The organism is Methylobacterium sp. 17Sr1-1 (assembly GCF_003173775.1).
Classification (GTDB): domain Bacteria; phylum Pseudomonadota; class Alphaproteobacteria; order Rhizobiales; family Beijerinckiaceae; genus Methylobacterium.
In genome coordinates, this window is record NZ_CP029552.1 from 5,833,138 (window position 1) to 5,855,738 (window position 22,601).

The 22,601-nt window shown below is 70.6% G+C and carries 21 protein-coding genes; 13 read left to right on the plus strand and 8 right to left on the minus strand.

Going from position 1 to position 22,601, the window contains the following annotated elements:
* Positions 1 to 83 precede the first annotated feature (83 nt).
* Positions 84 to 614, plus strand: coding sequence for an ATP-dependent protease subunit HslV (gene hslV / locus DK412_RS26565; RefSeq protein WP_109975512.1), 531 nt, complete (start codon positions 84 to 86; stop codon positions 612 to 614).
* A gap of 54 nt (positions 615 to 668) precedes the next feature.
* Entirely contained in the window at positions 669 to 1,982 is a 1,314-nt protein-coding gene (gene hslU / locus DK412_RS26570) for an ATP-dependent protease ATPase subunit HslU (protein ID WP_109974421.1), read from the plus strand.
* A 108-nt stretch (positions 1,983 to 2,090) separates the two neighbouring features.
* Here the strand turns inward: hslU and DK412_RS26575 are convergent, their stop codons facing one another.
* From DK412_RS26575 to DK412_RS26595, 5 genes are all read right to left on the minus strand, one after another.
* Positions 2,091 to 3,152 carry an MBL fold metallo-hydrolase gene (locus DK412_RS26575; protein WP_109974422.1) on the minus strand — a complete coding sequence of 354 codons (1,062 nt, stop codon included), beginning with the start codon at positions 3,150 to 3,152 and terminating at the stop codon, positions 2,091 to 2,093.
* A gap of 351 nt (positions 3,153 to 3,503) precedes the next feature.
* Entirely contained in the window at positions 3,504 to 3,896 is a 393-nt protein-coding gene (locus tag DK412_RS26580; protein WP_109975513.1) for a PilZ domain-containing protein, read from the minus strand.
* 145 nt (positions 3,897 to 4,041) lie between these two features.
* Positions 4,042 to 4,269 carry a hypothetical protein gene (locus DK412_RS26585; RefSeq protein WP_109974423.1) on the minus strand — a complete coding sequence of 76 codons (228 nt, stop codon included), beginning with the start codon at positions 4,267 to 4,269 and terminating at the stop codon, positions 4,042 to 4,044.
* Between the two features lie 228 nt (positions 4,270 to 4,497).
* The gene (locus DK412_RS26590) at positions 4,498 to 5,139 is read right to left on the minus strand and encodes a cysteine hydrolase (RefSeq protein WP_109974424.1); all 642 of its coding nucleotides are present in this window, start codon (positions 5,137 to 5,139) and stop codon (positions 4,498 to 4,500) included.
* 190 nt (positions 5,140 to 5,329) lie between these two features.
* On the minus strand, positions 5,330 to 7,372 hold the full coding sequence (locus tag DK412_RS26595; protein ID WP_109974425.1) for an NAD(+) synthase: 2,043 nt from the start codon (positions 7,370 to 7,372) through the stop codon (positions 5,330 to 5,332).
* A gap of 793 nt (positions 7,373 to 8,165) precedes the next feature.
* Here DK412_RS26595 and DK412_RS31200 point away from each other — a divergent pair.
* The 3 genes from DK412_RS31200 to xth all read left to right on the plus strand — a co-directional run bounded on the left by DK412_RS31200 (position 8,166) and on the right by xth (position 13,951).
* Complete coding sequence (locus DK412_RS31200) at positions 8,166 to 12,008, plus strand: DNA translocase FtsK (protein WP_245571986.1); 3,843 nt, start codon at positions 8,166 to 8,168, stop codon at positions 12,006 to 12,008.
* 148 nt (positions 12,009 to 12,156) lie between these two features.
* Positions 12,157 to 13,113, plus strand: a complete 957-nt coding sequence (locus tag DK412_RS26605; protein WP_109974426.1) for an outer-membrane lipoprotein carrier protein LolA — start codon at positions 12,157 to 12,159, stop codon at positions 13,111 to 13,113.
* Positions 13,114 to 13,141: 28 nt separating this feature from the next.
* A complete protein-coding gene (gene xth, locus DK412_RS26610; protein ID WP_109974427.1) occupies positions 13,142 to 13,951 on the plus strand; it encodes an exodeoxyribonuclease III in 810 nt (269 codons plus the stop codon).
* 251 nt (positions 13,952 to 14,202) lie between these two features.
* On the opposite strand, the gene DK412_RS26615 is transcribed toward xth, so the two are convergent.
* The gene (locus DK412_RS26615) at positions 14,203 to 14,748 is read right to left on the minus strand and encodes a DUF892 family protein (RefSeq protein WP_109974428.1); all 546 of its coding nucleotides are present in this window, start codon (positions 14,746 to 14,748) and stop codon (positions 14,203 to 14,205) included.
* A 307-nt stretch (positions 14,749 to 15,055) separates the two neighbouring features.
* Between DK412_RS26615 and rpsO the strand changes: the two genes are divergently transcribed.
* The 6 genes from rpsO to DK412_RS26645 all read left to right on the plus strand — a co-directional run bounded on the left by rpsO (position 15,056) and on the right by DK412_RS26645 (position 19,713).
* Positions 15,056 to 15,325 carry a 30S ribosomal protein S15 gene (gene rpsO / locus DK412_RS26620; protein WP_048427462.1) on the plus strand — a complete coding sequence of 90 codons (270 nt, stop codon included), beginning with the start codon at positions 15,056 to 15,058 and terminating at the stop codon, positions 15,323 to 15,325.
* 243 nt (positions 15,326 to 15,568) lie between these two features.
* A complete protein-coding gene (gene pnp / locus DK412_RS26625) occupies positions 15,569 to 17,740 on the plus strand; it encodes a polyribonucleotide nucleotidyltransferase (RefSeq protein WP_109975514.1) in 2,172 nt (723 codons plus the stop codon).
* A gap of 198 nt (positions 17,741 to 17,938) precedes the next feature.
* Complete coding sequence (locus tag DK412_RS26630) at positions 17,939 to 18,223, plus strand: type II toxin-antitoxin system HigB family toxin (protein ID WP_109974429.1); 285 nt, start codon at positions 17,939 to 17,941, stop codon at positions 18,221 to 18,223.
* On the plus strand, positions 18,214 to 18,627 hold the full coding sequence (locus DK412_RS26635) for a transcriptional regulator (protein WP_245447309.1): 414 nt from the start codon (positions 18,214 to 18,216) through the stop codon (positions 18,625 to 18,627). The genes DK412_RS26630 and DK412_RS26635 overlap by 10 nt, the downstream gene beginning before the upstream one ends.
* Before the next feature lie 100 nt (positions 18,628 to 18,727).
* Entirely contained in the window at positions 18,728 to 19,360 is a 633-nt protein-coding gene (locus DK412_RS26640; RefSeq protein ID WP_109974430.1) for a glutathione S-transferase family protein, read from the plus strand.
* A 110-nt stretch (positions 19,361 to 19,470) separates the two neighbouring features.
* On the plus strand, positions 19,471 to 19,713 hold the full coding sequence (locus tag DK412_RS26645; protein WP_109974431.1) for a YgaP-like transmembrane domain: 243 nt from the start codon (positions 19,471 to 19,473) through the stop codon (positions 19,711 to 19,713).
* Positions 19,714 to 19,850: 137 nt separating this feature from the next.
* Here DK412_RS26645 and DK412_RS26650 read toward each other — a convergent pair whose 3' ends face one another.
* Positions 19,851 to 20,123 (minus strand): GlsB/YeaQ/YmgE family stress response membrane protein, encoded by a 273-nt coding sequence (locus DK412_RS26650; protein ID WP_093570197.1) that lies wholly within the window; start codon positions 20,121 to 20,123, stop codon positions 19,851 to 19,853.
* A 201-nt stretch (positions 20,124 to 20,324) separates the two neighbouring features.
* Between DK412_RS26650 and DK412_RS26655 the strand changes: the two genes are divergently transcribed.
* A complete protein-coding gene (locus DK412_RS26655; protein ID WP_109974432.1) occupies positions 20,325 to 20,684 on the plus strand; it encodes a RidA family protein in 360 nt (119 codons plus the stop codon).
* Between the two features lie 3 nt (positions 20,685 to 20,687).
* Positions 20,688 to 21,815 (plus strand): polyamine ABC transporter substrate-binding protein, encoded by a 1,128-nt coding sequence (locus DK412_RS26660; RefSeq protein ID WP_109974433.1) that lies wholly within the window; start codon positions 20,688 to 20,690, stop codon positions 21,813 to 21,815.
* A 61-nt stretch (positions 21,816 to 21,876) separates the two neighbouring features.
* Here DK412_RS26660 and DK412_RS26665 read toward each other — a convergent pair whose 3' ends face one another.
* A complete protein-coding gene (locus DK412_RS26665) occupies positions 21,877 to 22,290 on the minus strand; it encodes a DUF3597 domain-containing protein (protein WP_109974434.1) in 414 nt (137 codons plus the stop codon).
* Between the last annotated feature and the right edge of the window lie 311 nt (positions 22,291 to 22,601).

Genomic DNA, 22,601 nt, shown 5'->3' on the forward strand with positions numbered 1-22,601 from the left:
CCCACCTACGCCGCAGCACGACGCGAGACAGCCTGCCCGGAGAGACATCCTTGGCCAACGACGACGCGGGGGGCGCCCCCCGCATGCATGCGACGACGATCCTGATGGTGCGCAAGGGCGGCCGGGTGGTGATCGGGGGCGACGGGCAGGTCAGCCTCGGCCAGACCATCGTCAAGGGCAACGCCCGCAAGGTCCGGCGGCTGGCCAAGGGCGCGGTGATCGGGGGCTTCGCCGGCGCCACCGCCGACGCCTTCACGCTGTTCGAGCGGCTGGAAGCCAAGCTCGAGCAGTATCCGGGTCAGCTCACCCGCGCCTGCGTCGAGCTGACCAAGGACTGGCGCACCGACCGCTACCTGCGCCGCCTCGAGGCGATGATGCTGGTCGCCGACAAGGACGTGAGCCTGCTCCTCTCGGGCGCCGGCGACGTGCTGGAGCCCGAGGGCGGCGTGATGGCGATCGGCTCTGGCGGCAACTACGCGCTCGCCGCCGCCCGCGCGCTGGAGGAGCAGGACCTCGACGCCGAGGCGATCGTGCGCCGCGCCATGCGGATCGCCGCCGAGATCTGCGTCTACACCAACGGCAGCCTGGTGATCGAGAGCCTGGACGCGGCGTAAGGCGCCCGCCTCCCTCACCCTCCCATCCGGCCGCGAGACCCCGTAAAGTATCCCATGACCACCTTCTCCCCCCGCGAAATCGTCTCCGAGCTCGACCGCTACATCGTCGGCCAGGGCGATGCGAAGCGCGCGGTCGCGATCGCGCTGCGCAACCGCTGGCGCCGCCAGCAGCTCCAGGGCCCGCTCCGCGAGGAGGTGGCGCCGAAGAACATCCTGATGATCGGCCCGACCGGCTGCGGCAAGACCGAGATCTCGCGCCGCCTAGCGCGGCTCGCCGGCGCGCCGTTCCTGAAGGTCGAGGCGACGAAGTTCACGGAAGTCGGCTATGTCGGCCGCGACGTCGAGCAGATCGTGCGCGACCTCGTCGAGATCGGCATCGGCCTGAAGCGCGACGAGAAGCGCCGGGGCGTCCAGGCGAAGGCGGAAGCCGCTGCCGAGAACCGCGTGCTCGACGCCCTCGTCGGTCCGACCGCGAGCCAGGCCACCCGCGACGCCTTCCGCAAGCGCCTGCGCGCCGGCGAGCTCGACGACAAGGAGGTCGAGCTGGAACTGGCGGCGGGCGCGCCGCAGGGCATGCCGATGTTCGAGATCCCGGGCATGCCCGGGGCCGCCATGGGGGCGATCAACCTCGGCGACATGCTCGGCAAGGCGCTCGGCAACCAGAAGGGCAAGCCCCGCCGCATGACCGTGCGCGACGCCTACGCGCCGTTGATCGGCGAGGAATCCGACAAGCTCCTCGACCAGGACAGCGTGGTGCAGGAGGCCCTGCGCGACGTGCAGGACAACGGCATCGTCTTCCTCGACGAGATCGACAAGATCTGCGCCCGGGAAGGCCGCTCCGGCGCCGACGTCTCGCGCGAGGGCGTGCAGCGCGACCTGCTGCCCCTGATCGAGGGCACCACCGTCGCGACCAAGCACGGGCCGGTGAAGACCGACCACATCCTGTTCATCGCCAGCGGCGCCTTCCACGTCTCGAAGCCCTCCGACCTCCTGCCGGAGCTCCAGGGACGCCTGCCGATCCGGGTCGAGCTGAGCCCGCTCACCGTCGACGACTTCCGCCGCATCCTCACCGAGACCGAGGCGAGCCTGACCAAGCAGGCAGTGGCGCTGATGGCGACGGAAGGCGTCACGATCGACTTCACCGCCGACGCGATCGACGCGCTGGCCAAGGTCGCCGTCGACGTGAATTCGTCCGTCGAGAATATCGGTGCGCGCCGGCTCCAGACGGTGCTGGAGCGGGTGCTCGACGACGTGTCGTTCACCGCGCCCGACCGCTCGGGCGAGACGGTGACGATCGACGCCGCTTACGTCCGCGACCGGGTCGAGAGCCTGGCGCAGAACGCGGATCTGAGCCGGTTCATCCTCTGAACGATGCCAACACCCTCCTGGTCATCCCGGGTGTCGCTTTCGCGGTCCCGGGATGACCAGGAGGGTGGAAGCGTCGTCGAGCCGAGTCGGAGGTGGTCGAAGCTCGTCTCACCCTTCCCACACCTGCCCCGGCCTGAGCGCCAGGAACTGGTCCGCCGGCACCTCCGCCTCGGCCAGTGCCCGCCCGAGAGCCTCCGCCGGCTCGCCCGCGCCCTCGTTGGTGAGCCGGAACGTGCCCCAGTGGTGGCCGAGCGCCTGCTCGGCGCCGACCTCGCGAAAGGCCCGCACCGCCTCCTCCGGGTTCATGTGCTGGGCCTGCATGAACCAGCGCGGCTCGTAGGCGCCGATCGGCAGGGTGGCGAGGCGCGGCGCGCCGAAGCGCTCGCGCACCGACCGGAAGACCGCGCCGTCGCCGTAGCCGGTATCGCCGACGTGGTAGAGCACGCCCGCGGGCGTGGTGAGCACGAAGGCGCACCACAGCGCCATGCGCCGGTCGTTCACGCCCCGCGCCGACCAGTGGTAGGCCGGCACCAGGTGCACGGCGATGCCGCCGCCGAGATCGACCGAGCCGCCCCAGTCCCGGGTCTCCACCGGGATCGTGGCGTCGTAGGTGCGGATGATCGCGTCGTTGCCGAGCGGCGCCACGAAGGTCGGCGCGTGCTCGGCCCAGAGGCGGGCGAGGACCGGCCCGTCGAGATGGTCGTAGTGGTTGTGGGTGATCAGCACCGCGTCGATCGGCGGCAGAGCCGCGAAGGCGATGCCCGGCGGGTTGGCGCGCTTCGGGCCGGCGAAGCCCACCGGGCTCGCGCGGCGGGCATAGACCGGGTCGACCAGGATGTTGCGGCCTGCGACCTGGACCAGCAGGCTGGCATGCCCGATATGGACCACCCGCAAGTCGTCGACCCGCTCGGGCGGCGTGTCCTGCGGAAACGGGCTCGGGACCCGCGCCGGCCAGGCCTCGCGGCCGCCGCCGAGCTGCCAGCGCGCCAGCTCGCCCGCGGCCTTGTCCGTCGGCTGCCCCGGCGAGAAGAACCGCACGCCGTCGAAATGATCGCTGACCGGACCCCGGTAATAGGGGTTGCGGCTGCGCCGATGGGCGGCGTAGCCGACTCCGCCGAGCGTCATCACCGTCATGGCGCTGGCGAGCTTGAGGAAGCCACGGTTCTTCATGCGGGGGGAGATGATCGGCGGAAGGCCGAGGTCAAGGTGCGCTGCCGGGGACCCTTCGCCGCGCCCCAGATGGATTGCGTCAGGCCAAAGGATCGCTACATTCGGATCATCGGCAACAACAGGAAGGAGGTGATCCAGTGTCTCATTGTCATCAGCCGCGGTCGTCTGCGCACCGGACCTGGATCGTCGCCTCCGGCTTCACGGCCTGAGCGTACGACGAATACTCCAGGATCGGTGAGATCCTGACAGATCGATCAGTCGGACCGCGGTTCGGCAATGGAAGGGCTGCTCCGGCGACGGGGCGGCCCTTCGTTCGTTCTGGAAGGCGGCGACCACGCCCGCACCATCCGCTCAGAGCTCGCGATCGAGCACCATCGCCTCCGCCACCTTCAGCTGGCGGCGCAGGGAGGCGTTCTCGGCCTCCAGCTCGCGGATGCGGGTGAGCAGCATCGCCGGGGTCGTATCCGGCGCGCTCGCCGCCGCCGGGTGGGCCGCCTCCTCCGCGAAGGTCACGCCGATGCTGTCGGCCCTGCGCCAGCGGAGCGTCGCCTTGTGGGTGCGGTCCTTGGCCGGGATGATCAGGTCGAAACCGTCCGGCAGCGTCGCGGTCTGGCTGAGCACCAGCCGGGCGCCCGAGGCGGAGAGATCCCGGACGAGGCAATCCATGGTGGAGTTGCCGTTGTTGAAGACGATACGTCCCTTCAGGAACGTCCGCAGGCGGGTCTCCCTGCGCAACTCGGACATGTCGGACATGGCGGACAGCCCCGTTCGGCCTCGCGGGTTTCGGATGCCGCAATCATGCCGCGACGACCTTAAGGAATGCTCGCCGGGATCTCGGAGTCAGGCGGGTCACCGTGCAGGAAACGGGGGGTTCCGCCATGGTGCACCTTCAGCCCTGCGCCGGGGACATGTTCTGGAACAGGTAGAAGCCGTTGAAGCGCACCGCGGTCGCGGCGGCCGCGCCGTCGAAGCCGGTGGGTTCGGGCGTGCTGCCGTCGAGCTTGCCGCCGAAGGCCCAGCGCGCCTCGGTGACGAAGGCCGGCACGGCGTAATCCTCCGGCACCGCGCAGACCAGGCCGTCGAGACCTTTCAGGCAGAACAGGTTGTAGCTTCGCATCGGATCGCCTCCGCTCGCAGGTGCTGCCATGGCGTCCAGTCGTTAACGGCCGATTGGGCCGAGACTATGTCAGCCCGGATCGCCGCGCGCTACCGCAATCTCAGCCATGACGCTGCGTCCTGACGCGCAGAAACCAACCTCATCACGAAATCGTGCGAGTCGGGAACCGCGGAACGACACGCGACACGAGGCCGATACCGGCGAGAGACGTGATGCTGCGCTACATCATCACCTCGGTAACTGCGAAACATTCCAATTGTGCAGGATCTGATCGGTCGTGGCCACTTCGAGCTGCTGGCCGAAGCGTTGCCGGTAGAGCGTCATCATCGCGTCGTGGGTCTCGTCCGAGGAGGAGCAGACCGCGTCCGTCGCGAGCACGATGCGGTAGCCGCGGTCGACCGCGCCGAGCACGGTGGCGAGCACGCAGACGTCGGTCTCGCCGCCGGTGATCACCAGGGTCTCGGCCCGGCGCTTCCGCAGCGCGGTCTCCAGGCCGGGCTCCATCCAGGGCGAGTACACGGTCTTGTCGACGGTCTCGGCCGGCGGCGTCAGCGCGGCCAGCTCCGGCACCAGCGCCACCATGTCCGCCCCGAGCCGCTCGACCGTCATCTCGGCCCAGCGCTCCCAGTAGCGCTTCCAGCAGCCCCGCCCCTCCCCGGGACGTTGTGCCGGGACGAAGCGGGTGAACACAGTGCGCTCCGGCACGGCGGCCGCGAGGTGCAGGACCCGCGGCAGCACCCGGCCCATCCAGGGCGTGTGCCAGGCGGTCTCACGGGCAAACAGGTTCTGCATGTCGACGCAGACATGCACCGCCCGCTCGTCGAGCGGGCCGTTCGGCAGGACGTCGGTGTCGGAGGGCGTGGCGGCCATCGGGCGGACTCCCATGCGAGGGGCTCGTCCCGGCCCCGGGGCCCGACCAACGCCTATACTCCCATGGGGTTTCTCTGCATCATTCCGCCGGCCGCTGACGGCCGGTGCCGAAGTGGTCACCGGCTCGGTGACGAAAATGATGCCAAGGCAAGAAGCGAGGCAGAGTTGCCTTGGCAACTCTGCCTCGCGATCAGCCCTGCGGGACGTTGCGCTCCAATTCGTCGAGCCAGATGCGGGCATTGGCGTCGGAGGGCGCGCGCCAGTCGCCCCGGGGCGAGAGGGCGCCGCCCGCCGCCACCTTCGGGCCGTTCGGCAGGGCCGAGCGCTTGAACTGGCTGAAGCCGAAGAAGCGGCGCAGGAACACCGCGAGCCAGGCCCGGATCTCCGGCAGAGCGTAAGTGCCCCGTTTCGCCTCCGGGAAGCCGGGCGGCCAGGGACCGCGGCCGGCATCCTCCCAGGCCATCAGCGACAGGAAGGCGATCTTCGACGGGCGGTAGCCGTAGCGCAACGTGTAGAACAGGTTGAAGTCCTGCAGCGCGTAGGGCCCGATCTTCGATTCGGTGCTCTGGATCGTCTCGCCCTCCCGCGCCGGCACCAGTTCGGGCGAGATCTCGGTGTCGAGGATCGCCTCCAGGGTGCGGCCGACCTCCGGGCTGAACTGTCCGGACGCGATCACCCAGCGGATCAGGTGCTGGATCAGGGTCTTGGGCACCCCGGCATTGACCGCGTAGTGGGACATCTGGTCCCCGACGCCGTAGGTGCACCAGCCGAGCGCCAGCTCCGACAGGTCGCCGGTGCCGACGACGATCGCGTCGTGCTGGTTGGCGAGGCGGAACAGGTAGTCGGTGCGCAAGCCCGCCTGCACGTTCTCGAAGGTGACGTCGTAGACCTCCTCGCCGCGCCCGAACGGGTGGCCCATGTCGGCGAGCATCTGCCGGGCGGCCGGCCGGATGTCGAGCTCGGCCGCGCGGGTGCCGAGCGAGGCCATCAGCCGGTGGGCGTTGGTCTTGGTCTCGTCCGAGGTGGCGAAGCCCGGCATGGTGTAGGTGAGGATGTCCGACCGCGGCAGGCCGAGCTGGTCGAAGGCGCGGGCCGCCACGATCAGCGCGTGGGTCGAATCGAGCCCGCCCGAAATGCCGATCACGACGCGGCGGGTGCCGATCGCCTGCAGGCGCTGGGCGAGGCCGGCGACCTGGATGTTGTAGCCCTCGTAGCAATCCTGGGCGAGGCGGGCGGGATCGGCCGGCACGAAGGGGAAGCGCTCGATCGTGCGACGGAAGCCGAGATCGGCGTCGGGCGGCGCCACCCGGAACGCGACCCGCCGATAGGCCGGCGCGCCGGGCGTGAGCGCGGTCCGGTTGTCGTCGAAGCTGCCCATCTGGGCCCGCTCCTGGCGCAGGCGGTCGAGATCGATATCGGCGAGCGTCACCTGCGGCTCGGCGGGGAAGCGCGGTCCTTCCGCGATCACCTCGCCGTCCTCGTAGATCGCGGTCTGTCCGTCCCAGGCGAGGTCGGTGGTCGATTCGCCGGGGCCCGCCGCGGCGTAGATGTAGGCGGCCAGACACCGGGCCGAGGCCGAGCGGCAGAGCAGCGTCCGGCTCTCCGCCCGCCCGATGGTGATCGGGCTGCCCGAGAGGTTGGCGAGCACCGTGGCCCCACTGAGCGCGGCGAGCGCCGAGGGCGGCACCGGGATCCACATGTCCTCGCAGACCTCGACCCCGAGGACGAGGCCGGGCAGGTCGTCGGCCGGAAACAGCAGGTCGGTGCCGAACGGCGCCTCGACATCGCCGATCCGGATCGTCTCGCCCGTCACCCCGGCGCCGGGGGCGAAGTGACGCTTCTCGTAGAACTCGCGGTAATTCGGCAGGTAGCTCTTCGGCACCACGCCGAGCAGCCGGCCGCGATGGATCACCGCGGCGGTGTTGTAGATCCGGTTGCGGTGGCGCAACGGCGCGCCGATCACCAGGACCGGCATCAGCCCGCGGCTCGCCTCGACGAGAGAGAGCAAAGCCGCCTCGACCCGCGCCAGCAGCGTCTCCTGCAGCAGCAGGTCCTCCAGCGCGTAACCCGACAGGCAGAGCTCCGGAAACACCGCCACCGCGACGCCGTCCCGGTCGCATCGTTCGGCCAGGCTCCGGATCTCGGCCGCGTTGGCGTCCGGATCGGCGATGTGGCTGCGGCCGACGCAGGCCGCGACGCGGGCGAAACCGTGCCGGTAGAGGGATCGAAACATCGCGCTGGCAGCCCCTTCTCGCCGGAAAGCTCCTGGCTCTTAACGCGCCCATCCTTAACGCGCCCACGTGCTGCCCGGTACCGGCTCCCGTGCCTAATCGGGCGTTAACGATGCCGTGCCTAACTGGGGCCACGTACGCGGCCGCGGGCCGCCCACACATCAATTCGGCATCATGAGACAATCGGGACGGCCACCCTTCTCCGACTCCTCGCCGCGCGGGCCCCAGCGGGTGCGCGATCATCTCCGCACGCCCGAGCGCCGGGAACGCCCCCTCGGCGTCCTCGCCCAGACGGTGATGAATCTGCGGGCGCTCCTGGCCCGCCGCTTCGCGCCGCCCGCGCCCCCGCCCGCCCAACGGGACTACACCTTGAGCCGCCGTGCCACCCCGAGCTGGATGGCCGACGCCCTGGTGCGCCCCGACGCGGCCGAGCCCGGCGTCGCGCGGGCGGCCCCGCCCGAGCCGTGGAACCAGAGCCCGTTCGCTCCGGCCCCGGGCCCCGGGCGGACGGCCCCGTCCCAGGCTGCGTCCCAGACCGCCCCCCTCGCCGCCCCGGCGGGGAACTGGGCGCCGGATCCGGCGCTTGGGCCGGCGCCGATGCCCGACCCGCTCCTCTCGTCCCGGGCCGTCCCACCCGTCGCCCGCGGCAGCGCGCAGGCGCGCGACGCGGGAGAGCTTCCCGACGCGGCGCAGGCCTGGCCCCGGGATACCTATTCCCGGGATCCCGCCCCCCGGAGCCCCGCATACCAGGATCCCGCATACCAGGGCTCGCCGCCGCAAGCCGCCCGGCCGCCCATGCCCGAGCCCGTCGTGGTGCCGCCGGCCGAGCCGTTTCGGGCGCAGGCGCCCGATCCTGATCTCCCGGCAGAACCCGACATCCTCGCGCCCCCGGCGGTCATGGTCGCCCCGGAGGTGCCGGCGCCGCGCCACGCCGCGTCGTCGCATTGGGCGCCGGACCCGGCCCTGGTGCCCGAGGGCGGCTGGACCATGCCGATCCCCCCTGCCGGCCCGGCCCGCGCCGTGCTGACCCGCGCCCGCCGCCGCGACGCGGAGCCCTCCGCCGCGGTTCCGGAGGCGCGGTCCCGACCGTCGCCGCAGGAGCCTACGCACGCCCGTTCGCCCGAGCGTCCGGCCGAGACCGGCGTGCGCTTCACCCGCACGCCCGACCACGTGCTGCAGGCGCGTCATCGCCGGCGCGAGCAGGCCCTGCGGGAGAAGGAGGAGGCCCTGCGCGCCGCCGAGGCCGAGGCCGAGGCCCGCGCCGCCGCCGAGCTCGCCGCCGCCGAGGCGGCCCGGGCCGAGGCCGAGGCGGCCCGCATCGAGGCCGAAGCCGCCGCGGCGGCGGCCGCGGTGCCGATCTGGCGCCAGCCCTTCGTCCTGCCCCCGGGTGTGCGCTTCACCCGCACGCCGGACCATCTCCTGCGCCATCCGCAGGAGGATTCCATCCGGGCCGAGGCCGTGCCGGAGGTCGCCGGGGGAGCGGAGCCGGCGGCCGGCGAGGCGGCGCCCGGGCCCGAGGCCTCCGACGCGGCGGCGCTCCCGGCGGCCGAGCCCGTCGCGACGGGGGAGGCCGTGGCGGCCGTCGTTCCGGAGGATGCTCCGGCATTCGCCGACAGCACGCAGCCGGTCGCGCTCGACATCGCCGCGCCCGCTTCCCTCCCGGCGGAGGAGGCGCCAGTCGCCGAGCCCGCGGGGATCGCGCCCGAATCCACCGCGTCCGAGCCCGCGGCCTCCGAGACCGCGTCGGCCGAGGCTGCGCCTCCCGCGCCGGATCTGCCGGCTCCGGAGCGGACCGTCGCCGCGGAAGCACCGGTCGCACCGGCCCAGGTCTTCGACGTGCCGAACAGCGCCATCCTGGTGCCGGTCGACGTCTCGCATCTGCGCTCCCTGCCGCCGCGCCCGGTCTACACCCTCGACCGTCTGCTCCAGCACGACTGGACCTGCCCGCTGCCGACCGCCGCGGAGCAGGACAACCGGCCCGTTCCGGATCCGGTCGCGGACGAGGCGACCGCCGAGGTCCTGCCGGCAGCGGACGCCGCTCCGCCGGTCGAGCCCATGGTTGCCGAGGCCGTCGCCGCCGCGCCCGCGGCGCCGACCGGGATGCCGCCGACGGATCTGCCGCCGGACGTGCCTCTCGTGGGCTTGCCCCCGGTGGACTTCCATTCCATGGACCTGCCGCCCGAGCCCGTCGCCGGGACGGCCGTCGCGGCGGCGATGGAGATCGTCCCGGCGGTGAGCACGCCCGGGGACGAGGCGCATGAGGCGTTCGTCGCCGTGGAGCGGGACGTCGCGGCCGACCTGCCGCCCGCCGCGATCCTGCTGCCGGCGCCCGCCCCGATGCTGGCCCTCACCTACGCGCCGCTTCCGGAGACGGTGTTCCTGCCCGTGCCGGTGGAGTCCGAGCCCCCGGACGCGTCCCTTGCCGTCCCCGTCGCCCCCGAGGCGGTGGTGGAGGCCGCGGTCGGGATCGTGCCGGCCGTCGCCTCCGAGCCTGCACCCGCGCCTGCCTCGCCCTTGCCCGCCGCCCCCCTGCCCGCCGCCCCCCTGCCCGCGGCACCCTTGGCCTTCACGCCGGTACCGTGGTCGTTCATCGCCGCGGACGCGCTGCCGGTGACGCAGCCCGAGACGGCCCAGGTCCTGTCGGCCGGGACGCTTGCCTCGGCCCCTGCCGAAGGCCGGCCCGCGGCGGAACCGTCCGCCGAGCCCGCATCGCCCACCCCGCGGGGGGCGCAGCCCTTCGTCTACGTGCCGACCGGCCGCCTCAACGCGCCGCCCGCCCCGACCCTGCCGGCCCCGCCGCGCCCGCCGCGCATCATCCTGCCGATTGCCACGCCATCCGTCCCGGCCGCAGCGCCGTCGGAGCCGGTCGCCCCTCACGGCGCCCCCCCGGCGCCGGAGCCGGTCGCGGCGGCGCCGTCCTGGTCGCCCGTCACGGGAGCGATGCCGGCCACGGAGCCGCACGGCCTCGTCATCGGCACCGCGGGTCTCGATTGCGACCTCGGCCTCGACGCCGACGAGGATGGGGACGACGAGGACGACATCCTGGCGCCCGTCGCCACCATCCCGCTGCGCCAGGCCGCCCGCCTGCTCGAGATGCCCTACGAGCTGCCCTCGGTCGACCTCCTGGCCGAGCCGCGGGAATCGGACGGCAGCAACCTCGACCCCGAGATGCTGGAGGACAACGCTCTCCAGCTGCAGCAGGTGATCCAGGATTTCGGGGTGCGCGGCGAGATCCTGGCGGTGCGGCCGGGTCCGGTGGTGACGCTGTACGAGATGGAGCCGGCGCCGGGCACCAAGTCGAGCCGCGTCATCTCGCTCGCCGACGACATCGCCCGCTCGATGTCCGCCATCTCCGCCCGCGTCGCCGTCGTCCAGGGCCGCAACGCCATCGGCATCGAGCTGCCGAACCTCAAGCGCGAGACGGTGTACCTGCGCGAGCTCCTGACCTCGCCGGTCTTCACCGAGACCAAGCAGAAGCTCGCGCTCTGCCTCGGCAAGAATATCGGCGGCGAGGCGATCATCGCCGACCTCGCCCGCATGCCTCACCTGCTGGTGGCCGGCACCACCGGCTCGGGCAAGTCGGTCGCCATCAACACCATGATCCTGTCGCTGCTCTACCGGCTGAAGCCGGAGGAGTGCCGCCTGATCATGGTCGATCCCAAGATGCTGGAACTGTCGGTCTACGACGGCATCCCGCACCTGCTCTCCCCCGTCGTCACCGACCCGAAGAAGGCGGTCATCGCCCTCAAGTGGGCGGTGCGCGAGATGGAGGAGCGCTACAAGAAGATGGCGCGCTTGGGCGTCCGCAACATCGACGGCTTCAACGCCCGGGTGGCGGAGGCGCGGGCGCGCGGCGAGGTGATCACCCGCACGGTCCAGACCGGCTTCGACCGCGAGACCGGCGAGGCGGTCTACGAGGACGAGGTCATGGACCTCACCGCCCTGCCCTACATCGTGATCGTGGTCGACGAGATGGCCGACCTGATGATGGTGGCGGGCAAGGACATCGAGGGGGCGATCCAGCGTCTCGCCCAGATGGCGCGGGCCGCCGGTCTCCACCTGATCATGGCGACGCAGCGCCCGTCGGTGGACGTGATCACCGGGACGATCAAGGCGAATTTCCCGACCCGGATCTCGTTCCAGGTGACCTCGAAGATCGACTCGCGCACGATCCTCGGCGAGATGGGCGCCGAGCAGCTGCTGGGCCAGGGCGACATGCTGTTCATGGCGGGCGGCGGCCGGACGACCCGGGTGCACGGGCCGTTCTGCTCGGACGACGAGGTCGAGCAGGTGGTGGCCCATCTCAAGCGCCAGGGCCGCCCGTCCTACCTCGACGCCGTCACGGCGGACGAGGAGGCCGAGGAGGCGGCCGCCGCCGCGCAGGACGCCCCGGTCATGGACCAGGGCAGCTTCGGCGACCCGTCGGCCGACCTCTACGACCAGGCGGTGGCGGTGGTGCTTCGCGACAAGAAGGCCTCGACCAGCTACATCCAGCGGCGCCTGCAGATCGGCTACAACCGGGCCGCCTCGCTGATGGAGCGGATGGAGCGCGAGGGCATCGTCGGCCCGGCCAACCACGCCGGAAAGCGCGAGATCCTGATCGAGCCGGCGCCCCAGCAAGGGGCCGAGGAGGCGTGAGCCGCCCCGCCGTCGCATATTCGCCACAGGGGCCGGCTCTATGGCCGGACCGGCCCCCTGCGGCACGCCAGCATCCCGGGCGGGTGCGGCGTCGGCATGCCGGCGCGGCCCCGTCCCTCCCCGTCCGCCCACACGGAGAACCCTGCCGATGAACGGCCGTCCCCGCTCCGGCCCGCTCCGCGCGGTGTCCCTCGGCGCCGCGCTCTCGGTCGCCGCCCTCGTGAGCGCGGCGCCTGCCCAGGCGCAGGTCTCGTCGTTCCTCGACGGACTGTTCGGCCGCAAGGACCCGGCGCCCGAGGCCGCGCAGCCGGACATGGCCCCCGCCGCTCCGGGCCAGGCGCCGACGGCCGGCCAGGCCCCCGGCTCCTCCGCCAAGGCGCCGCTGCCGCCACGCCGGCCGGCTTCCCTCGGCGGGGCCAAGAACGCCGCGCCCGAGCCCGTCGAGACCGCCGCCGTCCCGTCCGCCCCTGAAGCAGGACGGCCGGCCCAGCAGGTCGCCGCCGTCACCACGCCGTCGGCGGTCGACCCCGCCAACCCGGCGGCGGTGATCGAGCGCGCCAACGCCTATTTCAACGGCGTCACGACGCTGACCGGCAACTTCGTCCAGATCGGCGCCGACGGGCGCAAGATCGGCGGCAAGCTCACCCTCGCCAAGCCCGGCCGCCTGCGCTTCGACTACGACCAGCCTTCGAGCCTGGAGGTGATCGCCGACGGCACCTCGGTGGCGGTGCGCGACCGCAAGCTGGCGACGCAGGACCTCTACTTCATCTCGCAGACGCCGCTGAAATTCCTTTTGCGCGACAAGATCGACCTCGCCCGCGACCTCACGGTCACCGACGTGTCGGCCGAGCCCGGCGGGATCCGCATCGTGCTCGACGACCGCTCGACGCTCGGCGGCACCTCGCGCATCGCGCTCTACTTCGACGATTCGATGAAGACCTTGAGCCAGTGGCGGATCACCGACCCGCAGGGTTACCAGACCACCGTGCTGCTCTCCAACCTCCAGCGCGGCCGCGCCGTCGACGGCATGCTGTTCGTCATCAATTACGGCCGGGCGGTCGACAAGGAGCTCGAGGCCAAGATGCAGCAGGCCCGCCCGAACTGATCCGTCCTCCCTTTCGAGACCTCGACCGTTGCGCCTCACCGTCAGCACCTGGAACATCAACTCGGTCCGCCTGCGCATCGACCTCGTGCGCCGCTTCCTCGACGAGGCGAAGCCCGACGTGCTCTGCCTCCAGGAGACCAAGTGCCCGGACGACCGTTTCCCGCTCAAGGAGCTGCAGGGCTTCGGCTATCCCCACGTCGTCTTCGCCGGGCAGAAGGGCTATAACGGCGTCGCGATCCTCTCGCGCCTGCCGCTCGTCACCCGCGAGGTGATGAGCTTCTGCGAGCGCCAGGACGCGCGCCACATCTCGGCGGTCCTCGGCCCCGAGGCGGGGGCGGCCGCCGGCATCGCGATCCACGATTTCTACGTCCCGGCCGGCGGCGACGTGCCGGACGCCAAGCTCAACGACAAGTTCGCCCACAAGCTCTCCTTCATGGACGAGCTGCGCGCCTGGGGCGGCCGTCGCCCCGCGGGTCCGTCGATCCTCGTCGGCGACCTCAACGTGGCGCCGCTGGAGCACGACGTCTGGTCGCACAAGCAGCTCCTCGACGTGGTGAGCCACACCCCGATCGAGACCGAGCGCCTGGAGACCCTGCGCGGCGAGGCCGGCTGGGTCGACACGATGCGCCACCTCCGCCCGCCGCCGGAGAAGATTTTTACCTGGTGGAGCTACCGCTCCCCCGACTGGGCGGCGGCCGACAAGGGACGGCGCCTCGACCACATCTGGGTCACCCCGGACCTCGCCGACACCGTGAAGTCGGTGACGGTGGCCCGCCACACCCGGGCCTGGGAGAAGCCGTCGGACCATGTGCCGGTGACGGTGGAATTGGAGCTGTAGGGCGGCAACCGAGATCGGGTTCACGCGCTAGGACAACCGCGAGGCCCTCACTTGCGGAACACGACGGACGTCAAACCCGCCTCGTCATCCCGGGGCTGCGCAGCGGAACCCGGGATCCATAAACGCCGACGGTTCAGGACGTAGCGGAACGCTACTCGCCTCTTCTGAATACCTCGGCGGTTATGGATCCCGGGTTCTCGACTTCGTCGAGCCCCGGGGTGACGCAGAGGATGCCCTGAAGCGTCTACCGCTTACCGGTCCGCCTTCTCGCCCCGGACCTCCCGGGCGACGAACCCCTTCGTCACCGGCACGATCTGCCGGAACACCGCCTCGGCCATCCGCTCTTCCTCCTTGAGCGACAGGCGCAGGATCTCGATGTCCCGCTGGTGCCCGGCCTCCTCGGCGAGCGCGATCAGCGACGTGTAGGCGGCGATCTCGTAGGTCTCGACCGAGTAGTCGGTGTAGAGGTTCTTCAGGACCTCGTCGCCCGTCACGCTGTGCACCAGCGCCGCGACGTTGCCGACCGTCTGGGTCACCACATCCTTCAGGAGCGAGCGGTCCTCGCCGTGGCCGTGCAGCAGGTCGGAGAGGCGAGCGACCTGCTGGTCGGTCTCGCTCTTGTGCAGCCGCAGGGCCTGGGTCAGATCGGGGTAGCTCTCGTAGCGCTCGATCTGGCGCTGGATCATCTGCGCCGCCTGCTTCTCCAGGGCGTGGGTGTTGCGCAGGGCGGTGACGTAGATCGACTGCACGGTCTCGTTGGTGGCCGAGCTGGTCTGGCCCGCGGTCGCGGTGGTCATCGAAGAACCTCTCGTGGAATGGAGAATGGCGGGCAAACTTCTCGGGGGTATCCCGGGTTCGACCTCGGCCGTTCGCCTGGCGGCTCCCGGGGGCGTGACGAAACCACGCGCGGGACGGCTCGCCGAGAGGGAGTGGCGGGGGCGAACGGTTTCGTGTAGAGGTGCGCCACCCTCGCCCTCGCACGGCGAGGTTTTTCGCCTTGGCAGACCGCGCTGGACGACATCCCGGCCCGGCCGAGCCCCGTGCGGAAAGGCGGTCCTCCGAGACTGCGCATCCACGAAACCGTACCACCTGAAAGGACACGCGATGTCGATCACGGCGGAGCGCAAGACCGCGCTCATCAAGGAACACGCCCGCGGCGGGACCGACACCGGCTCGCCGGAGGTGCAGGTCGCGATCCTTACCGAGCGGATCCAGAACCTCACCGGGCACTTCAAGACCCACACCAAGGACAACCACTCGCGCCGCGGCCTGCTCAAGCTGGTCTCGCAGCGCCGGTCGCTCCTCGACTACCTGAAGCGCAAGGACGAGGCGCGCTACCGCGCCCTCATCGAGCGCCTCGGCATCCGCCGCTAAGGCGGGCTTCACGCGGTTCGGGCACCGGCCCGGGCCGCGTTTTGCGATGAAGCCGACTTCGACAGAAGGGCTGCTTCATCGCCCCGGGTGGGCCGGAATGGGTCCGGCCGCCCACTCTTCCGGGACCCGCATCGAAGAATGCGGGCGCGACCGCCAGGGCAGGATCGCCGGTGGCTCATCGTCGAGCCCCTCGCCGTCTTGCGCTGGCGCCGCCCTCCCGGACCGCAGGAAGGCATGACGAACATGTTCGACGTTCAACGCGAAGAGCTGCTGTGGGGCGGGCGCAAGCTCGTGCTCGAGACCGGCAAGGTCGCCCGCCAGGCCGACGGTGCCGTGGTCGCCACCTACGGCGAGACCTCGGTGCTGGCCACCGTGGTGTCGATGAAGGAGCCGAAGCCCGGCATCGACTTCCTCCCGCTCACGGTGAACTACCAGGAGCGCACCTACGCCGCCGGCCGCATCCCGGGCGGCTACTTCAAGCGCGAGGGCCGTCCCTCCGAGAAGGAGACCCTGGTCTCCCGCCTGATCGACCGGCCGATCCGCCCCCTCTTCGTCGAGGGCTGGCGCAACGACACCCAGGTCGTCGTCACGGTGCTCTCGCACGACCTCGAGACCGATCCCGACGTGCTCGCCATGGTGGCGGCCTCGGCCGCGCTCACCCTCTCGGGCGTGCCGTTCATGGGCCCGATCGGTGCGGCCCGCGTCGGCTATGTCGGCGGCCAGTACAAGCTCAACCCGCCCATCCAGGAGATGGAGGGCTCGACCCTCGACCTCGTCGTCGCCGGCACCCAGGACGCCGTGCTGATGGTCGAGTCCGAGGCCAAGGAACTGCCCGAGGACGTGATGCTCGGGGCCGTGATGTTCGGCCACAAGCACTTCCAGCCGGTCATCGAGGCGATCATCCGGCTCGCCGAGAAGGCCGCCAAGGAGCCGCGCAACTTCCAGCCGGCGGACAATTCCGAGGTCGAGAAGGCCGTGCTCGAGGTCGGCGAGGCCGACCTGCGCGAGGCCTACAAGAAGACCGTCAAGCAGGAGCGCTACGCCGCCGTCGACGCCGTGAAGGCGAAGGTGATGGCCGCGCTCGCCCCGGCCGAGGGCGAGGCCCGCTTCGAGGCCGAGAAGATCAAGGCCGCCTTCAAGGAGGCCCAGTCGAAGGTGGTCCGCTGGAACATCCTCGACACGGGGTCGCGCATCGACGGCCGCGACGTGAAGACCGTGCGCCCGATCGTCTCCGAGGTCGGCGTGCTGCCCCGCACCCACGGCTCGGCCCTGTTCACCCGCGGCGAGACCCAGGCGCTGGTGGTGGCGACGCTGGGCACCGGTGACGACGAGCAGTTCATCGACGCGCTCGAGGGTACCTACAAGGAGACGTTCCTCCTCCACTACAACTTCCCGCCCTATTCGGTGGGCGAGACCGGCCGCATGGGCTCGCCCGGCCGCCGCGAGATCGGCCACGGCAAGCTCGCCTGGCGCGCCGTGCACCCGATGCTGCCCGCCGCCCACGAGTTCCCCTACACGATCCGCGTCGTGTCGGAGATCACCGAGTCGAACGGCTCGTCCTCGATGGCCTCCGTCTGCGGCGCCTCGCTGTCGCTGATGGATGCCGGCGTGCCCCTGCGCCGTCCGGTGGCCGGCATCGCCATGGGCCTCATCCTCGAGGGTGAGCGCTACGCGGTGCTGTCCGACATCCTCGGCGACGAGGACCACCTCGGCGACATGGACTTCAAGGTGGCCGGCACGGAGGAGGGCATCACCTCGCTCCAGATGGACATCAAGATCGCCGGCATCACCGAGGAGATCATGCGCGTCGCCCTCGCCCAGGCGAAGGACGGCCGCGCCTTCATCCTCGGCGAGATGTCGAAGGCGCTCACCGCCGCCCGTCCCGAGCTCGGCGAGCACGCGCCGCGCATCGAGACGATGCAGATCCCGACCGACAAGATCCGCGAAGTGATCGGCACCGGCGGCAAGGTGATCCGCGAGATCGTGGAAAAAACCGGCGCCAAGATCGACATCCAGGATACCGGCATCATCAAGATTGCCTCGGCCGACGGCAAGGCGATCAAGGCGGCCTACAACTGGATCCGCTCGATCGTGGCCGAGGCCGAGGTCGGCATGATCTACGAGGGCACGGTCGTGAAGACGATGGAGTTCGGCGCCTTCGTCAACTTCTTCGGCGCCAAGGACGGCCTCGTCCACATCTCCGAGCTCGCCGCCCAGCGCGTCGCCAAGGTCACCGACGTGGTGAAGGAGGGCGACAAGGTGAAGGTGAAGTTCCTCGGCCAGGACGAGCGCGGCAAGATCCGCCTCTCGATGAAGGTCGTCGACCAGGCGACCGGCGAGGACCTCACCGAGAAGCTGAAGGCCCAGCGCGACGCCGACCGCACCCGCGAGCGCCAGCCCCGCGCCGGCGAGTGATCGGCTGAACTGGTCGGGCGGGGACCGGACGGGTCTCCGCCCGATGAGAGATCCAAGAGCGCGGTCCTTAAGGGGCCGCGCTTTTTTCGTATTCGCCGCAGAAGCCCGTACTGTGCGTGCTGCCTCGGCCGAAGGCTCTTGCGTTCTGCCTACACGGCAGTTAGATCCGTCGGTATAGCAAATTGCGATAAATAGCCGATGCACGTCATCACCCAAGCGCGCATCTGGGAGGCGAAGCAGAGGTGGCCGCAAGCGGCGAATGCGCTGGATGCTTGGTACAGGCTGATCAAGGCATCGGCTCCTGCCGATTTTGCCGGCATGAAGGCGCTGTTCCCGGCCATCGACAAGGTCGGCCGGTTTCACGTGTTCGACATCGGCGGCAATAAGCTTCGCCTGATCGCGATTGTGAACTATCGATTCGGAAAAATATATATCCAGGGCATCATGGATCATTCCCAGTACGACAAGGGAAAATGGCGATGACCGTCGTTGTGAAGCAGGCTGCCGAGCACTGGTCCTACGTCGCACCGCTGCTCACCAAACCGACGACAGACGAGGCGTACCAGCGGCTCGTCCAGCAATTGGACGAGGTATTGGCCCTCGCCGGTGAGGATGAGGACCATTCGCTCGCTCTCCTGGCTTCCCGCATGGGCGACCTGATCGAAGCCTACGACGAGGAGCAACGCCCCATCCCAATGGCGCCGGGGTCCGAGGTGCTGCGCGCCGTCATGCAAGAGCGTGGCCTGGGACAATCCGATCTGCCCGAGGTCGGAGCGCAGTCGGTCGTGTCCGAGATCCTGAGCGGGAAGCGCCGGATCAATCTCCGTCAGGCGCGGGCGCTCGCGGACCGATTCGGCTTCTCCGCCGGCGTGTTCCTGGAGCTATGAGGCTGCGCCGAACGTCACTCCTCTGCCTTCCCGCCCGACCCCGCCTCTGCTTCAAGATCTCACGCGGGCGCCGCTGATTCGCCCGCCGGGGAGGCAGCGCATGAGCGACGATCTCGTCTTCTACACCCATCCGATGTCCCGGGGCCGCATCGTCCGCTGGATGCTGGAGGAGGTCGGCGCACCCTATCGCACCGAGATCGTCGGCTACGGCCCGACGATGAAGGAGGCGGCCTACCGCGCCATCAATCCGCTCGCCAAGGTGCCGGCGCTGACCCATCGCGGCGTCACCGTGACCGAGACGGCGGCGATCTGCGCCTACCTGGCCGATGCCTTCCCGCAGGCCGGCCTCGCTCCGGCGCTCGGGGATCCGGAGCGCGGCGCCTATTTCCGCTGGCTGTTCTTCGCCGCCGGGCCGGTCGAGGCGGCGGTGACCAACAAGGCGCTCGGCGTCGAGGTCTCGGAGGAGCGCCGCCGCATGGTCGGCTACGGCAGCATGGCGGAGGTGCTCGATGCCCTCGAAGGGGTGGTCTCGGGCCGCGACTACCTCGCCGGCGGGCGCTTCTCGGCCGCCGACCTCTACCTCGGCTCGCACCTGATGTGGGGGATGCAGTTCGGCGGCATCGAGCGGCGTCCGGCTTACGAGGCCTACGTCGCCCGTCTCGCCGACCGCCCGGCGGCCGTCCGCGCCCGGGAAATCGACGATCGGCTGATCGCCGAAGCGCAGCAGGGCTGAGGACCTGGCCGCTGCACCGAACAGGGGCTTTCCCGGGGAACGTCCGGCCTCCGGCCGCGTTCGCACCGCGACGCAGCGGAATTCTTCCGCCACACCCTGACGGAGCCCCCATGGCCAACGACCTGATCCACGACGTGTTCGGCGGCGAGCGCAACCTGACCACCAAGGAGCGCACCATCTCGGTCGTGCTCGGCCTCGGTCTGGCGGCCGCCGCGGCGCAGCCGCGGCCGAACAAGTTCCTGAGCCTCGCGGCGCTCGTCGCCGGCTCGCTCCTGGCGATCCGCGGCGCCACCGGGCATTGCGCCGCCAAGTCGCTGATGAACGGCAGCTCGCACACGCCGGCGCGGATCTGATCCTTCGGCGGGGCGCCCGGGCGCCCCGTCTCCCATGGAAGTGCCCGGACATGAGAAAGGCCCGCACCGGGAGACCGGTGCGGGCCTTTCTCGTTCGATCGGGGAAGAGCCAGCGGGGTCCGCCGGCTCCTCGAGGTTCAGAGGACGGTGGTGCGGCGGCGGCCCTGGATGAGGCCGAAGATCGCCAGAACGACCACGGCGCCGACGACCGAGGCGATCAGGCCCGCGCCCTCGTTCGGCGGGTACCAGCCGGTGACCTGGCCCAGGAACGTCGCGACGAACGCGCCGACGATGCCCAGGAGCGTGGTCATGATGAAGCCGCTCGGCTCGTTGGCCGAGCCGGGCATGATGAACTTGGCGATGACACCGGCGACGAAGCCGATGATGATGGTCCACAGGATCGCAAGCATGGGGGCTGCCCTTCGGCTCCGCTTAGGTGAAGAGCAAACGCGCTGACCGCGCCGTGGTTGCGCCGAAACGCACATCCCGTACCGCCGAGGTTTTCCCGAGGAGCCCTTTACGCCGGCCCGGGTTCGGCGGCACAAGGCGCCGGAGCGCCCGTCCGTCTCCCTTCTCAGGGCCCTCCCCCACGATCCCTCCAGGAGTTCCCGATGACCATCACGCGTTTCGAGACCGGCCCCCGGATGAGCCAGGCGGTGGTGCATAACGGCACCGTCTATCTGGCCGGCCAGGTCGCGGACGAAGTCTCGAACAACGAGGGCGTCGAGGCTCAGACCAAGGACATCCTGGCCCAGATCGACGCGCTGCTCGCCTCTGTGGGCAGCGACAAGACGAAGCTCCTCTCGGCCACGATCTACCTCGCCGACATGTCGACCTTCGCCGAGATGAACCGGGCCTGGGACGGCTGGGTGGCGGCCGGCCACGCCCCGGCCCGCGCCACCGTCGAGGCCAAGCTCGCCGGCCCGCAATACCGGGTCGAGATCTCGATCATCGCCGCGACCGGAGCCTGACGGATGAACCCGCTCCGGCGCCGTTTCATTGGGTCGGCCTTGGGGGCAGCCGCCTGCCTCCTCGCCCTCGCGGCGGGGCCGGCCGGCCCCGCGGCCGCCGCGCCGGAGCGGGTCGTCAACATCTACAACTGGTCGGACTATATCGACCCCAAGATGCTCGACGCCTTCACGCGCGAGACCGGCATCAAGGTCGTCTACGACACCTACGATACCAACGAGATCCTCGAGACCAAGCTGCTCGCCGGCCGGTCAGGCTACGACATCGTGGTGCCGACCGGGCCCTTCCTGCAGCGCCTGATCAAGGCCGGGGCGTTCCAGCCCCTCGACAAGGCCAAGCTGCCGAACCTCAAGCATGCCTGGCCCGAGGTGACGGCGCGGCTCGCGGCCTACGACCCGGGCAACGCCTACGCGGTCGACTACATGTGGGGCACCACCGGCATCGGGGTGAACACCGCGCTGGTGCGCGAGCGCTTAAGCGCCAACCAGCCGCTCAACACCTGGGACATCGTCCTGCGCCCGGAGCTGATCGCCAAGCTCAAGGATTGCGGCGTCACGATGCTGGATTCGCCCGACGACATTGTTCCGAGCGTACTCCAGGCGCTCGGCCTGAAGCCCGATTCGCGCCGGGTCGACGACCTCGACAAGGCGGGCGAGGCGCTGTTCCGCATCCGCGGCGCGGTGCAGAAGTTCCACTCCTCCGAGTACATCAACCAGCTCGCCAACGGCGACGTCTGCCTCTCGGTGGGCTACTCGGGCGACGTGCTGCAGGCCCGCCGTCGCGCCCGCGAGGCGAAGAACGACGTCGACATCGCCTACTACATCCCGCAGCAGGGGGCGCTGATGTGGTTCGACGCCTTCGCGATCCCCAAGGACGCGGCCCATGCGGCGGAGGCCCACGCCTTCATCGACTTCATGATGCGGCCCGAGGTGGCGGCGGCCAACACCAACTTCGTCTCCTACGCCAGCGGCAACCTGGCGGCGAAGGCCCTCGTCAAGCCCGAGATCCTGTCCGATCCCGGCATCTACCCGGACGACGCCACCTTCCGCCGGCTGTTCACCAACACCGCCTACGACGACCGCACCCAGCGGGTGGTGACCCGCCTCTGGACCCGCGTGCGCACCGGGCGCTAGAAGCCGATCCGGTCCTTGCGGCTCGGCCCGCCTCTCCAGGAGGCGGGCCGAGCCAATCCTTTTAGTCCTTGAGGTCGTCCGGCACCTTGCCGCCGTTCTCCTCGAGCTTCTTGATGACCTGCTTGTGCAGCCAGACGTTCATCGTGGCGGAATCGCTGGTGTCGCCGCTGTAGTGCAGCTCCTGGGCGAGCTCCTTGCGGGCCGACAGGCTGCTGTCGAGGTTGAGCAGCTTCATCAGGTCGACGATCGAGGTGCGCCAGTTCAGCGGCTGGCCGGCCTTCGAGGCCAGGTCGTTGAGCACCGCCTCGACATCGACCTTGCCGTCGACCTTCGGCACGTCGCCGCCGGCGGCTCCGCCCGAGCCGCCGGCCGGGGCGCTGGTGGTGGAGGTGGTGGCGTCCGGCGTCTCAGCCTTGGCCTCGCCGCCGCCGAAGGGGTGCAGGATCTTGCTGACGATCGTCCCGAGCAGGCTCATCGTGTCATCCTCCGTCAGGGGCTTTCTAGGGTGGGGGGCCGCCCGCGCATGCGGCCGGGGAGCCATGTAGGGCGCGCTCGCCCTGCGGCATCCCGGCACGGTAACGAACGGCCCCGCTCGCCGTTCCGCAGCGTCGTGCAGCGCGGTAACCGCCGTTCCGCGCCGTGCCGGCGCGGGGGAGGTGCGCGCCCTCGAGCGCTTCACGCGCCCGCAGGATGCGCTAAGGACATCCGCCGGCAGGTATGCCGCGAGGGGTACGGAACAGGGCATGGAACGCTTGGGGGGCATGGCATACTTGGGACCGCGGAAGG

What these genes read in the sequence shown, in the direction of transcription:
- pnp (WP_109975514.1), top strand. Translation starts at nt 15,569, where the DNA reads ATGTTCGACGTTCAACGCGAAGAGCTGCTGTGGGGCGGGCGCAAGCTC.
- DK412_RS26650 (WP_093570197.1), bottom strand. Translation starts at nt 20,123, where the DNA reads ATGCTTGCGATCCTGTGGACCATCATCATCGGCTTCGTCGCCGGTGTC.
- DK412_RS26645 (WP_109974431.1), top strand. Translation starts at nt 19,471, where the DNA reads ATGGCCAACGACCTGATCCACGACGTGTTCGGCGGCGAGCGCAACCTG.
- DK412_RS26640 (WP_109974430.1), top strand. Translation starts at nt 18,728, where the DNA reads ATGAGCGACGATCTCGTCTTCTACACCCATCCGATGTCCCGGGGCCGC.
- DK412_RS26660 (WP_109974433.1), top strand. Translation starts at nt 20,688, where the DNA reads ATGAACCCGCTCCGGCGCCGTTTCATTGGGTCGGCCTTGGGGGCAGCC.
- DK412_RS26590 (WP_109974424.1), bottom strand. Translation starts at nt 5,139, where the DNA reads ATGGCCGCCACGCCCTCCGACACCGACGTCCTGCCGAACGGCCCGCTC.
- DK412_RS31200 (WP_245571986.1), top strand. Translation starts at nt 8,166, where the DNA reads ATGCCCGAGCCCGTCGTGGTGCCGCCGGCCGAGCCGTTTCGGGCGCAG.
- DK412_RS26585 (WP_109974423.1), bottom strand. Translation starts at nt 4,269, where the DNA reads ATGCGAAGCTACAACCTGTTCTGCCTGAAAGGTCTCGACGGCCTGGTC.
- DK412_RS26655 (WP_109974432.1), top strand. Translation starts at nt 20,325, where the DNA reads ATGACCATCACGCGTTTCGAGACCGGCCCCCGGATGAGCCAGGCGGTG.
- DK412_RS26595 (WP_109974425.1), bottom strand. Translation starts at nt 7,372, where the DNA reads ATGTTTCGATCCCTCTACCGGCACGGTTTCGCCCGCGTCGCGGCCTGC.
- DK412_RS26575 (WP_109974422.1), bottom strand. Translation starts at nt 3,152, where the DNA reads ATGAAGAACCGTGGCTTCCTCAAGCTCGCCAGCGCCATGACGGTGATG.
- DK412_RS26615 (WP_109974428.1), bottom strand. Translation starts at nt 14,748, where the DNA reads ATGACCACCGCGACCGCGGGCCAGACCAGCTCGGCCACCAACGAGACC.
- DK412_RS26605 (WP_109974426.1), top strand. Translation starts at nt 12,157, where the DNA reads ATGAACGGCCGTCCCCGCTCCGGCCCGCTCCGCGCGGTGTCCCTCGGC.
- hslU (WP_109974421.1), top strand. Translation starts at nt 669, where the DNA reads ATGACCACCTTCTCCCCCCGCGAAATCGTCTCCGAGCTCGACCGCTAC.
- DK412_RS26665 (WP_109974434.1), bottom strand. Translation starts at nt 22,290, where the DNA reads ATGAGCCTGCTCGGGACGATCGTCAGCAAGATCCTGCACCCCTTCGGC.
- DK412_RS26580 (WP_109975513.1), bottom strand. Translation starts at nt 3,896, where the DNA reads ATGTCCGAGTTGCGCAGGGAGACCCGCCTGCGGACGTTCCTGAAGGGA.
- rpsO (WP_048427462.1), top strand. Translation starts at nt 15,056, where the DNA reads ATGTCGATCACGGCGGAGCGCAAGACCGCGCTCATCAAGGAACACGCC.
- hslV (WP_109975512.1), top strand. Translation starts at nt 84, where the DNA reads ATGCATGCGACGACGATCCTGATGGTGCGCAAGGGCGGCCGGGTGGTG.
- DK412_RS26630 (WP_109974429.1), top strand. Translation starts at nt 17,939, where the DNA reads ATGCACGTCATCACCCAAGCGCGCATCTGGGAGGCGAAGCAGAGGTGG.
- DK412_RS26635 (WP_245447309.1), top strand. Translation starts at nt 18,214, where the DNA reads ATGGCGATGACCGTCGTTGTGAAGCAGGCTGCCGAGCACTGGTCCTAC.